At 35.1% G+C, this 12,512-nt stretch carries 10 protein-coding genes; 2 read left to right on the forward strand and 8 right to left on the reverse strand.

What is annotated here, in order from left to right; translation table 11 throughout:
• Window positions 1–126: 126 nt before the first annotated feature.
• Both GON26_RS04555 and GON26_RS04560 read left to right on the forward strand, forming a co-directional pair.
• Window positions 127–600, forward strand: a complete 474-nt coding sequence (locus tag GON26_RS04555; RefSeq protein WP_160373543.1) for a regulatory protein RecX — start codon at window positions 127–129, stop codon at window positions 598–600.
• A 506-nt stretch (window positions 601–1,106) separates the two neighbouring features.
• Window positions 1,107–5,255 carry a T9SS sorting signal type C domain-containing protein gene (locus tag GON26_RS04560; RefSeq protein ID WP_160373544.1) on the forward strand — a complete coding sequence of 1,383 codons (4,149 nt, stop codon included), beginning with the start codon at window positions 1,107–1,109 and terminating at the stop codon, window positions 5,253–5,255.
• Between the two features lie 59 nt (window positions 5,256–5,314).
• On the opposite strand, the gene GON26_RS04565 is transcribed toward GON26_RS04560, so the two are convergent.
• The 8 genes from GON26_RS04565 to GON26_RS04600 form a co-directional block, all read right to left on the reverse strand.
• Window positions 5,315–6,484, reverse strand: coding sequence for a beta-ketoacyl synthase N-terminal-like domain-containing protein (locus GON26_RS04565; RefSeq protein ID WP_160373545.1), 1,170 nt, complete (start codon window positions 6,482–6,484; stop codon window positions 5,315–5,317).
• Window positions 6,485–6,653: 169 nt separating this feature from the next.
• On the reverse strand, window positions 6,654–7,925 hold the full coding sequence (gene bioA / locus GON26_RS04570; protein WP_160373546.1) for an adenosylmethionine--8-amino-7-oxononanoate transaminase: 1,272 nt from the start codon (window positions 7,923–7,925) through the stop codon (window positions 6,654–6,656).
• 63 nt (window positions 7,926–7,988) lie between these two features.
• The gene (gene bioD / locus GON26_RS04575; RefSeq protein ID WP_160373547.1) at window positions 7,989–8,606 is read right to left on the reverse strand and encodes a dethiobiotin synthase; all 618 of its coding nucleotides are present in this window, start codon (window positions 8,604–8,606) and stop codon (window positions 7,989–7,991) included.
• Window positions 8,607–8,772: 166 nt separating this feature from the next.
• Window positions 8,773–9,387 (reverse strand): hypothetical protein, encoded by a 615-nt coding sequence (locus GON26_RS04580; RefSeq protein ID WP_160373548.1) that lies wholly within the window; start codon window positions 9,385–9,387, stop codon window positions 8,773–8,775.
• Window positions 9,377–9,880 (reverse strand): RNA polymerase sigma factor, encoded by a 504-nt coding sequence (locus GON26_RS04585; RefSeq protein WP_160373549.1) that lies wholly within the window; start codon window positions 9,878–9,880, stop codon window positions 9,377–9,379. The genes GON26_RS04580 and GON26_RS04585 overlap by 11 nt, the downstream gene beginning before the upstream one ends.
• A gap of 7 nt (window positions 9,881–9,887) precedes the next feature.
• Window positions 9,888–10,751, reverse strand: coding sequence for a TraB/GumN family protein (locus tag GON26_RS04590; protein ID WP_160373550.1), 864 nt, complete (start codon window positions 10,749–10,751; stop codon window positions 9,888–9,890).
• 57 nt (window positions 10,752–10,808) lie between these two features.
• A complete protein-coding gene (locus tag GON26_RS04595) occupies window positions 10,809–11,009 on the reverse strand; it encodes a hypothetical protein (protein ID WP_160373551.1) in 201 nt (66 codons plus the stop codon).
• Between the two features lie 205 nt (window positions 11,010–11,214).
• Window positions 11,215–12,414 (reverse strand): aminotransferase class I/II-fold pyridoxal phosphate-dependent enzyme, encoded by a 1,200-nt coding sequence (locus GON26_RS04600; protein ID WP_160373552.1) that lies wholly within the window; start codon window positions 12,412–12,414, stop codon window positions 11,215–11,217.
• Window positions 12,415–12,512 lie beyond the last annotated feature (98 nt).

Raw genomic sequence — 12,512 nt, forward strand, 5'->3', positions numbered from 1 at the left:
TATAATTCCTCACATATACAATACTTTAGGTTACGATTTTTTTAAACATTACGTAACTACAGGCGTTTTCATTGGTTTATAATCAATAAATTATGATTTTTAAGAATAAAAAGACAGAAAAAACACATGAATGAAATCACGACTCCTAAACAAGCCTTACAAAAACTCGAACGCTTTTGTGCGTATCAGGAGCGTTGTCATGACGAAGTAATTTCGAAATTATACAGCTTGAAAATGACGGAAGATGAAATTCAAAATATTGTTGTTCAGCTTATTGAAAATAATTTTTTGAACGAAACTCGTTTTGCCTGTAGTTTTGCCAGAGGAAAACATCGGATAAAACATTGGGGAAAAGTAAGAATTACCAACGAATTAAAATTCAGACACATCTCTTCAACCAATATTTCTTTGGCTTTGAAAGAAATTTCAGCTGAAGAATACTATACTACTTTTGATAATTTAGCCATTAAATGCTGGAATAACACTCAGGAAACCAACATTTTAAAGAAAAGAAAAAAATGTTCCGACTACCTCTTGCGTCGGGGTTACGAAAGTAATCTGGTTTATGATAAAATCAGGGAACTGGAAAAAGCTGAATAATTTCATACTTTACAACTTCACAACTCCTTACAACTATCGCATAATTATCAATTCTAAAACAAAGTTTGCTGTATTTCTAGCTCTCTAATAATTGATAGTCCTAAATGTTCACAAAGTATTAGCGTTTAAAATGACTGAAAGTAAAAGCAGCTGCTTTAGACTTCAGATTATAAGCAATTTAAATGTTATTTAAATAAATAGCATTTTATCAAATTATTAAAAAACGTCACGAACCTGACGTTTTTTATACATTTTTGAACCTAAACAATTCATAATTAAGTATTTTCGTCAGTAAAATTTATGTTTTTTCTTATGTTAATAAAAATTAATTATAAGAAATAAAACACATCCTTAAAACTGATGATGTATTTCATCGGAAATACGTGCATTTCAACGAGTAATTAACTATTTCTAAAACCCTGACTCTCAATAACACGTATGTGTAGGTATATTTGCATTGGCAAAATTTAAACCGCCGTATTGCATTTTTATAGCCTACCACCACTATGAAAAAAATTTTACTATTATTGTTGGCGTTCCCAATTTTGGGAACCGCCCAAGGTTTGTCTGGCAATTATGTTATCAGATCGACCAATACAGACAGCAATTTCAAAACATTAGCAAGTGCTTTAACGCATATAAAAAATGTGGGGCTTGCTGGAGCTGTAACTTTTTCACTCTATGACGATCAGAACATTAGTTCGACTCTTGTCGTAAACTCACTGGGAACCACAGCCGCGAAAACTTTAACCATTAAACCTGATACCGGCAGAACTATTGCTATTACAGGAAATATTGGAAATTCTAACACTGCCAGTTTAATCAAACTTAACGGGACTGATTATGTCATTTTTGACGGAAGTAATAATAATACTTCTTCCCGCAACATGACTATTACCAATACTTCAACAGCAAACTATAATAATTTAGGCGAAATCCATTCGGCTATATTCTGGATTGCAAGTAATGGTACCGATGCTGCAACAAACAACATCATTAGAAACATTGCTTTTACAGGATCAAATGTTGATGCAACTTCATCTACCTCAGCCGGTATAGTTATCAGTAATAATACAAACATGGCAACTGCAGAAACAGTTTCGAATTCTGACACAGAAATCTCGAACAATGTTTTTACCCGAATGAAAGTTGGTATTTCTGTACTTGGTATGACCAATACTTTAAACCAGAATTTGAACATTAATAAAAACATATTTGGATCAGCAACGGCAGCCAATGATGTTGTAGTAGTAAGTGCCATGAGAATATCCAATGCACAAAATGCTTCTATTACTAAAAACGAAATTTCAGGTATTACTTTCGCCATTTCAAATGAAGTAGCTGCTTCAGGAATATATCTTTACAACAAAAGTATTGGTACAAAAATAACGCAGAATACTATTAAAAATATAAAAAGAACCTCTTCATCAGGAGCAGCAATAGGAATAGAAGTCAATATTGACAATACAAGCGCCTCTAATTTAGATATTACAAACAATATTGTTAGCGGTATATTTACAGGCAGTTCAAATGCTGATGACTCTACAAATGCAGGACATAATATCTATATTACAAAAGGCAATAAAATAAATCTTTATTACAACACCGTAGTATTAAATACTAGTCAGGTTAATTTATCAGCAGGATTATTTATTAGTTCTGTTAGTAATTTGAGTATTAAAAACAATATTTTTTACAGTACACAAACAACAGGAAAACCTTATTTAATTTACTCCTCAGTTAATCATTCTGTAATAACTTTACTAAACTATAATGCTTATTTTGCAAAAACCACAGCCACTAAAATAGGTAAATTAGTAGGTACCGATTACGCCACATTTACTAATTGGCAAACTGCGTTGAGCCCTTCAGGAAAAGAAACAAAATCGATTGACACTGAGCCTAAGTTTACCAGTGATTTTCACTTAGTTAAAGATGCTACCAACACCCCTTTTCACGCTAAAGGAAACCCAATTGCAAACATCACAACAGACATTGACAACGAAGACAGAGACACCGCAACACCAGACATAGGTGCTGACGAAATCTTTTTGTGCGAACAAGGCGACCAGACCTCCTATGGTATCAACGAATGGAGAGGATATGTCTATAAATGGACCGGGAACCCACCGCCAACAATTGCTGCAACACCAGACCCAAACACCACAACTTATGTTGGGTATGTAACCGAAGATGCTATTTTTGACAGAAACGTAGTCGCAGGAAACGTTACAGGTAAAACGGCTAATATTTGTGGTACGGCACCAAATGATAAATTTTTTGTACGCTACAAAATGCAGCTCAATATTACCGAGGCCGGAATTTACAACCTAACCGTAGGTGCTGACGACGGTTATCGTTTGTATGTTGATGGAACATTGGTAACCGATATTAATAACTGGAATACCCATAATTACATTTCAAGCGGTACTAACAAACAACTTACAGCAGGAAATCACCTTTTGGTATTAGAATATTTTGAAAACATTTCAGATTCCCGTGTGTCTTTTTCTTATGGACTAATCAAAGGAGATACTAGTTTGCCTTTTGGAATCAATGAGTGGAATGTATATGCTTTTACTTCTGTACTGGTAGATAACAATTTATTCCCTATTCCAACAAACAGTTATGCCGGTTCTTATGTAGAAAAAAATCTTAACATCAAGACCGAAGATAACTGGAATAAAGCGACCTCTCCTTCAAACGTAACCAATACCGGATACAAAGGAGCTCCCATCCCAAAAGATGATTACACCCTTTCTTATAGAAGAATTGGATTTCCATGCGGGCGCTACAGTATCGAAATTGCAAATTGCGACGATAATGTACGTGTTTTAATAAATGATACGCCGGTTTACACAGCTGGACACAACGTAAACGATAATACACCGGAAAGCGCGACCAATATTGGTAATTATTTTGCTTTAAATGAATCCTCAAAAGTTGAAATTATTTTTAAAGAATATCAGGGTGATGCCCGCTTAACTCTTAGTTTTAAAGACAATCCTGTTAATTATGATGGATCGATCGCTCCCCCAAGTGGTTCTTCTATCATAGTAAACAGTGATTTAAGATTAACTTCAAATCTTGAAGTTTGCTCTTGTACTGTAGCAGCAGGAAAAACGATTACGGTTCCTGAAAACATCCTTTTAACAGTTAAAGAAAATACCATCGTTAATACAGGTGGAAAAATAATTATAGAAAACAACGGTGCTTTTTTGCAAACAAATGACAACGGGACTTATACTGGTGCTGGTATAGCTGATTCCTTCGAATTCAACAGGACCACAACACCAATAAGCAAATTCGACTTTACATTTTGGTCTTCTCCTGTGGCTGGATTTACGCTTTACAAGTTATCGCCAACGACTTTAGCAGATAAATACCAGTACTATGAACCAGGAGTAGGCTGGAAAACACACATGAATGGAGCCAAAGTAATGGATCCGGGAATAGGGTACAATGTTAGAGGACCGCAAGAGAATGCAACAGATAAGCCTCAAATTTATAATGCTAAATTTATAGGGATTCCTAATAATGGAGTGGTGACTGTTCCGGTAAAAAAAACAGGTACGGGCGGAACTACATCAAACCTGATAGGAAATCCTTACCCGTCTGCTATTGATGCTGGTGCGTTTTATTTGGCCAATAAAGATCTTATCAAAGGGACTTTTTACTTTTGGACACATGCTATTCCGTTGAGCACAATACCAGATGCTAATGGCAGGTACAAATACAGTAATTCAAATTACATTTCGTACAACATTACAGGAGGAACAGGTGCTGTTGACCCTGCTACCTGCAAAAGCTGCGGTGGACAAAAATCAGAAGGATTTATTCCTTCAGGTCAGGGCTTTATTGTTGAAGCTAAAACGTCCGGTGATCTAAAATTTACAAACGCTTTGAGACTTAAAACGGCCAATAACAACAAATTCTCAAAACCGTCCAACACTAAAAAAGAAGATGTTGCGATGGAAAGAAACAGGGTTTGGCTGAACATGAAAAATGAGACCGGAATCTATAGCGAAATTCTTTTAGGCTACATTACCGGAGCTACAAACGATTTAGACGAAGCCTATGACGGAACCAGTTATGCCACCGGAACCAGCTTATATTCTTTATTAGATAACAAAAAAATGGTTATTCAGGGCCGTGATCTTGCAACACCTCTTGAAAACGAAATTATTCCGTTAGGATTTATTTCTGGTGAAGCTTCAGAATATACGATAGGAATTGAAAGTTTTGATGGTTTCTTTAGCGCAGTAAAAGTACTTTTGAAAGACAAAGTAACCAATACGACCACTAACTTAAAAGAAGGACGTTATACTTTTACCACTGATAAGGGAACTTTTAATGAGCGTTTCGAATTGTCCTTTGCCGGAAAAACACTAGGAGTAGATAGCCCATTGCCAGAAACTGAAATCGAAAAAGGAATTTCGGTTTATAAAAAACAAAATCAGATTGAGGTAACTTCAACTGACGATTATATACAATCTATTCAGGTTTATGACTTGTTGGGTAAAACAATCTACACCAAAACAGCAATCAATAACAATACTTTCAGTACTGGGGATTTAAGAACTAGAAATCAGGTTGTTATTGTAAAAATTCAAACGGAAAACAATTCAGAAATTACAAAAAAGATTCTTTTGTAATTTTAGTTCCAAAACGATAAAAACGAGAGACGTACCTATTGAGTGGTACGTCTCTTTTTTTATGCTTTTTCAATTAAAACACTCACGGCATTTCCTCCAAAACCTACCGCGTTTATTAATACTTTTTTGATATCCTTAGTTTGTTTCTGCGCTTTCGCAAAAGGGACATCGACAAATACATTATGCTGCATCATCAAAAGGGCTAATTCTAAACTCAACAAACCGGAAGCGCCAAAAGTGTGGCCAATTTTCCATTTATTAGTAGTTAAAAGAGGTAAATTAGTTCCAAATACTTTTTTGATAGCCCGCAGTTCAGTCAAATCGCCTTTTATCGTTCCGGGAGCGTGCATGACGATGACATCGATATCTTCTAATTTTTCGTCTTTCAAAGCCATTTTCATCGATTTCTGAAAACAAGTCGCTTCAGCCGAAATCGAAATATTATGTTCTAAAATTTCAGTTGCATACCCAACACCTGTAACATAAGCGATAGCATTTTCTTTTTCACCTGCTTCCAGACAACACACCGAAGCGCCTTCGCCTAGAATCATGGTGTTTTGGGTTTTCTCAAAGTCAAAAGCTAAATTAGGCCAGGGTTCTTCCGCTTGATTGATTCGCGAATATATTTTTAAAGCCCGCATTTGCGCAATCGTAAAATCAGTCAAAGGCGCTTCGCTGCCACCTACCAAAAACTTATCGGCCATTCCGGATTTTAACCACGCAACGCCGTTTAACAGCGCATGAAGTGCTGTAGAACAGGTTATAGAGTGCGAAATTTCCGGACCAACACTCTGCAAATCGTGTGCAATCCATGACGAGATATTCCCTAAAGTTGTGGTTGGAGAAGCTAACGTTTGTGCTTTTCCAGTATCTATGTATTCTTTATAATGCTTTTCAAATAAATCCGTTGCTCCTCTCGAAGAACCAATGTTGATACCGAAAACATCATTTTCTTTCCATCCGGCATCCTGAACCGCTTTTCGCGAAGCCGCTAAAGCAAACAAAACCGAATCGTCCAGAAATTTATATTTAGGATCGGATTCCCTAATCTCAGCAACAATCTGTTCTGATTCAGCACTTAAAGCTGCAACAGAAGTTTCCTGTTGATCTAAAAATTGCTTTGAAAAACAATGCTGATTATTAAGGTATTTTTGCCAGACTTCATCGGTAGTATTCCCTAAAGGAGAAATTGATGAAAAAGCCGTTATGGAGATTTTTTGTGTATTCAAAATATTGTGTTTATGCGTGTTGTATTTTTAACCGCAATGATCGCTAAGGTTTACGCAAAGGTCGCAAAAGTTTAGCTAAATTAAACCATATAAGTAATATAAGAAAATTTAAGTTTTGTGATATAAATTCTTTTTAATGAACTTATATCACTTATATGGTTCAAAAAAATCAGACCATTTCAATAGCTTCTTCGATCGTTTTATAAACTTTCTGAAGCTGCTCATCGGTCATGATATAAGGAGGCAAAATATATACAATGTTGCCAACTGGTCTTAAAACAACTCCTTTTTCAATAAAGAAATTATAAAGTTTCGTTCGCATCGAACCGTAATAACTTTCTTCGGAATCTGATTTGATTTCGACTGCAAAAATTACTCCCAGCGTTCTGGCGGTAATTACTTTTGGATGGTTTTCTATTTTCTTCTGAAAGGTTAAATGACTCGCATTTATTCTTTGAATATTAGCTTGCATTTCCTGAGTTTGCAACAAATTAATACTCGCCAAAGCTGCCGCACATCCGGTTGGGTTTGCCGTAAAAGTATGTCCGTGAAATAACGCTTTATTGATGTCATCATCATAAAAAGCATCAAAAACTTCCTGTGTAAAAGTCGTAATCGCCATCGGAATTGTTCCGCCAGTTAAGGCTTTCGACAAACAAATCATATCTGGTTGTTCCGAAACATAATCCATTGCAAAGGTTTTTCCGGTTTTACCGAAACCCGTCATCACTTCGTCAGCAATTGTCAAAACATTATTTTCCTGACAAATCCTGATCAGTTTTGCCAAAGCTTCCGGCTCATACATGACCATTCCGGCAGCTCCCTGTACCAAAGGTTCAAAAATAAATCCAGCGCAATGATGGTTCTGAATAACATTTTGTAAAGTTTCAAAACTTTCTTCTTCTTTTCCTTTTACCGGAACCGGAATGCGAACCACATCGATAAACATTCCCTGAAAAGCCTGGGTGTAAAAGGAGATTCCGCTTGCCGCCATAGCCGCAAAAGTATCGCCGTGAAAAGCATTTTCGAAAGCAATTATTGTTGTTCTTTTTTCGTTTTTATTGAAAAAATATTGCAAAGCGACTTTTATCGCTACTTCTACAGCTGTTGAACCATTGTCTGAAAAGAATATTTTTTGCTGGTTTTTTGGCAAAATTTCAATCAATTTTTCGGCAACTTTAATGGCTGGTTCGTGTGTAAAACCTCCGAACAAAACATGTTCTAAAGTTGTCAATTGCTTGTAAATCGCATCGGCAATAAATTTGTTGCTGTGCCCAAACGGATTTACCCACCACGAAGCGATCGCATCTATATATTCTTTGTCGTTTTCGTCCCAAAGCAAAGCGCCTTCCCCTCTTGAAATGGCAATTGGCGTTGCTGCGGTTTTATGTTGTGTATAAGGATGCCAAAGATACTGGCTGTCTTTTTCTGTTAAAGTCATGTCTGGTGAAATGGTTTTTGTGAGATGTGAGATGAATGCATTTTACTTTTTACAAAATGCATTTTACAATTCTAAAAGATTGTCCCGAAACAAATCGGCGTATTCCCGAATTACGTTTTGATCAAAATACGGCTCTTCGTCAATTCTTCCGATACATTTAATTCCGGTTTTATTCAAAATCAAACTTTCTGTCGATTTGTTTTCGCTTCCGCTAAAGATAATCCCAGCGACTTTCAATCCCCGATTCTGAATGGCTTCAATCGTCAACAAAGTATGATTGATGCTTCCTAAATAATGCCTAGAAACTACAATTATTTTGTAAACTGGCAGAATTAAATCGATAATAGAATCCTTTTCGTTAAGCGGAACAAAAATCCCCCCGGCTCCTTCAATAACCAAATGATTATCAGTTTCCGGTTCTTTTATTGCTTTTAAATCAATTGTAATTCCGTCAATTTCAGCAGCCAAATGCGGACTTGCCGGCGTATTTAATTGATAAGAATTGGGATAAAATTGGGATTTGGAATTTGAGATTTGGGCTTTTACTTTATGACTATCCGAATTATCCAAATCTCCAGCCTGAATGGGTTTCCAGTAATCTGCTTCCAAAGCCTCAACAATAATCGTCGAAGCAACAGTTTTGCCTACATCGGTAGAAATTCCTGTAACAAATATTTTCATCTTTTATTTTGTTTCACAGAGATTCACAAAGAAAAAAACACTAAGATTCACAAAAAATAATTATTTCTTTGTGAATCTCTGAGTTTGCTCTGTGAATCTCTGTGTAATATTCCCTGCAAAAATACCAATAAAAAAAAGAAACCCATCAATTACGATGGGTTGAGTTTTATTCTTCTTTTAATTCGTCTATAACTTTCCTGATTTCTTCAGCATATTTTCCGTAAAACTTACGCACCCACCATTCGAGAGCAATACCCATAAAAAGCATACTGGAAACCACGATTGAAAACAACGCTAGTAATTGGAAATTAGTAAATTCTTCAGCTATAAAACCTGGAATTTTTGAAAGCTGAAAATAAAAGAATCCTATTAAATATAAAATTAAAAAAGGTGTTAAAGCAAAGCCAAACGTCTTGTATAATTCCATGTTCAGCCTAATATCAAAATAGGTTTCATACAGGCTGTCTTTTGTTTTTAATGTTATTTTATTTAATCGCTGATAAAAGAAATACAATTTTACCAAATAATAACAACAAACCGCTACGAACAAGCTGAATAACAGATAAAACAAGATATCCATCTTAGGCGGAAAATCAAAAAATAAAGGAACAAGTCCAATAAAAACAATAGAAATAATTTGATAAATAAACTCATTTTTCAAATTTTTCTTAATGATATCCAAAGGCGTATGAACCGATTGGATTTTTTCTAAATTATTTGGAAGAATGACATTTTCGTTTTTCTCATTATTCCATGCGTTTTGTATATCGTTAAAATCCATAACCCTGATTTTTTATAATTTCTTTTAATTTTTCTTTTGCCCTGTTTAATTTTACTCTTGCATTTCCTTCTGAAATTCCTAAGTTGTCGCCAATTTCTTTATGTGAAAAACCTTCTAGTTGATAAAATATAATGGCTTTATCAATTTTTTCCAGTTTCTGAACCGCTTTATAAAAATGCTCTAACTGACTTTCCTTTATAGCCGAATCGCCTTCTTCCTCTTTAATGTTTTCCGATGCGATTTCGTATTTATCCACCTTTCGTTTTTCTTTTTTAAGGAAAACGATCGCAGTATTTACGGCCACCCGGTACATCCAGGTCGAGAACTGACTTTCGTTCCGGAAGGAATCATACGATTTCCAAAGCTGACAAACAATCTCCTGAAACAAATCCTGCTGATCGTCATGATTGTCCATATACATCTTCGAAACCTTATACAAGATTCCTTTATGCTTTTCAATCCGGGATAAAAATTCCTGTTCTTTTTCTTTCAAAACGATGTTATTTCGTTACTGGTTTTACTTGATATCCTGCTTTTCGCAATAAATTAATTACTCCCAATTCTCCACCTAAATGGGCTGCACCAACTGCAAAAAAAGTACTTTCGTTTTGCATAATACCTGGCATAGTTTTAATCCAGTTTAGATTTCTGTCATCCAAAATTGCTTTTTTGGTTTTTTCGCTTGTAATATTTACATCTGTTGTCACTTCATACAAACCTTCTATATTTTCTTCTTTGTAAAGGGCCACCATTTTGGCAGTTTCAGCAGGGTCTGATTTTTCAAGCATAGCAATCATTTCAGTATCTGTATAGGCTTTAGCGAAAACACCCATTTGTTCTTTTACCGTTTCTAATCCTGCTACTGGAAGACTGCGTTCTTTGGCTTTTTCTATAAAACCCATTTCGTAAAATTTCAAGTCAGTACAACCAAATGTTTTCATAGTGATTAAACTCATTACGGTAAACAAACTAAAACTATCCACTTGCTGAACGGTTAAACCTCCTGCATTTTGAAGAATACCTGTTAGTTTTGCTAAATCTGACGGACTTAAAGTTTTGCTAAGAGGCTCTTTGCCCATTGCCATTTGTTGCAAATCGGTCATTTCTTTAGGATCGGATATATTGATTTCTAAAACGACCTTATTTGTGGCATCAAATGCTTTTTTGGCTTTTTCCGAAAGAAAATAATCGGCTGAACAAATCATGTGAATCGTTCCGTACAAGTACGATGGCTTTGATAATCCGTTTCCTGAAACTTCCCACAAAAGAGAGTTTTCAAGTTTTGATGATTGTGATTGTGCGTAAGTTGTTACACTAAAAAATATTGCAAGTACTGCTCCTAATAATTTGATTGTATTTTTCATTTTTCTAATGGATTAAGTTGATTTATGATTGATTAAATTGATTGATGATTGAAAAAACTATTCCTGCAGTTTTTTGTATTGCTCTCTTTTTAGCGAAGCATAAGTTGCTCCGGCCAAACAAAAGATAATAATAAAAAGTGAAGGATAAGGCAGACCAAATATAAAATGGTCTATCAACAAATACGTTACTTTTACTCCCATTAAAAAAAGGACTAAACTACAAATGGTTTTTTTTTCTAAAGTTGTCATGGTTTTCATAATTATTTTGATTTATTTGATTACGACTCGTAAGTAATCAAACAATCAAAACGTTACAGAAAATTTTAATTATTTTTTAAATACCAATGTTTATAAGGCATTACACGGAGTTACACAAAGAAAAAACACAAAGATTCACAAAGTATTTTTATTCTCTTTGTGAATCTCTGCGCTGACTTTGTGAATCTTTGTGGAATAATTTTGTCTAAAATACAAAATCTCTCAATAGCTCTAAAACCGTATTAATTTCTTCTTCGGAATTATAACTGTGAATACAAAAACGAAGTCGTTCCTGACCTTCCGGAACGGTTGGCGAGAGAATTGGTTTTACATCAAAACCTTTTTCCTGAAGCTGTATGGCGATTTGTTTTACTTTTTCATTGCCAGGAATTATGGCCGACTGAATAGCTGATTTACTTCGGACAAACATAGGTTTAAGTCCTAATAAGTTTTTCTGCTGATTAAAATAAACAATATTTTGCCGCAACTTTTCGATAGTTTCTTTTTCAATTTCTAATTGATGATAAGCCGTTAAAATCGTTGCCACTGAATGTGGAGATAATCCTGTAGTATAAATAAAACTTCGGGCGAAGTTTACTAAATATTCTTTTAAATCTGCACTTCCTAAAACAGCTGCACCATGACAGCCCAATCCTTTTCCGAAAGTCATGATTCTGGCAAAGATTCTATTATGTAAATCTAAATATTGAGCAAAACCTTCCCCTTTTTCTCCAAAAACACCCAAAGTATGCGCTTCATCAATAACAAGATAACACGCGTATTTTTCTGAAAGCGTAACCAGTTCTTCCAGATTGGGGCAATCGCCATCCATCGAGAAAACGGTTTCAGTAACGATGTAAATAGTTGGGAGTTGGGAGTCAGCAGTTGGACGTTGACCTGCTTCTGAAGTTTTTGGAATTTGGGGTTTAGGAGATTGGAATTTAAGAATTAATCTTTCCAGATCTTCAAAATCATTGTGGATGAATTTGTACGATTTGGCATTTGACATCGAAATTCCGTCCCGAATAGAAGCGTGACTCAATTCATCATACAATATAACGTCATTTCGTTGCGGTACAGCGCTAAAAAACCCAACATTGGCATCGTAACCCGAATTGAAAATTAAAGCCGATTCTGCATCGTGAAATCGGGCTATAAAATTCTCTGTAATTTGATATAAATAATGATTTCCTGAAATTAATCTGGAACCTGTTGCGCCGTTTTGCGTGATTCCGTTTTCGAATAGATAATGATGCGCTTGTTTGAAAATCGTTTCAGATTTTGAAAACCCGATATAATCATTAGAAGTAAAATCGATTAAATTATTTTCGATAGGCAGTTGTCGTAAAGCATTATTTTGCTTGCGAATTTCTAATTTCTGATTGAGATTTTCGGGTAGTTTCATAGTAACAAAGTTATAAAATTGAAACTAAAGTTCTTTGTATTTCTGATTTTTAGCCCTGATTACTTCACTTCGCTTTTATTTTAAGTGGAGTTCAGTGA

Source organism: Flavobacterium hydrocarbonoxydans (assembly GCF_009789235.1).
GTDB classification, from domain to species: Bacteria; Bacteroidota; Bacteroidia; order Flavobacteriales; family Flavobacteriaceae; genus Flavobacterium; species Flavobacterium hydrocarbonoxydans.

Bases quoted from the DNA above. Each gene is read 5' to 3' on its own strand.
- GON26_RS04555 (WP_160373543.1), top strand. From the start codon at position 127: ATGAATGAAATCACGACTCCTAAACAAGCCTTACAAAAACTCGAACGC.
- GON26_RS04560 (WP_160373544.1), top strand. From the start codon at position 1,107: ATGAAAAAAATTTTACTATTATTGTTGGCGTTCCCAATTTTGGGAACC.
- bioA (WP_160373546.1), bottom strand. From the start codon at position 7,925: ATGACTTTAACAGAAAAAGACAGCCAGTATCTTTGGCATCCTTATACA.
- bioD (WP_160373547.1), bottom strand. From the start codon at position 8,606: ATGAAAATATTTGTTACAGGAATTTCTACCGATGTAGGCAAAACTGTT.
- GON26_RS04580 (WP_160373548.1), bottom strand. From the start codon at position 9,387: ATGGATTTTAACGATATACAAAACGCATGGAATAATGAGAAAAACGAA.
- GON26_RS04590 (WP_160373550.1), bottom strand. From the start codon at position 10,751: ATGAAAAATACAATCAAATTATTAGGAGCAGTACTTGCAATATTTTTT.
- GON26_RS04595 (WP_160373551.1), bottom strand. From the start codon at position 11,009: ATGAAAACCATGACAACTTTAGAAAAAAAAACCATTTGTAGTTTAGTC.
- GON26_RS04600 (WP_160373552.1), bottom strand. From the start codon at position 12,414: ATGAAACTACCCGAAAATCTCAATCAGAAATTAGAAATTCGCAAGCAA.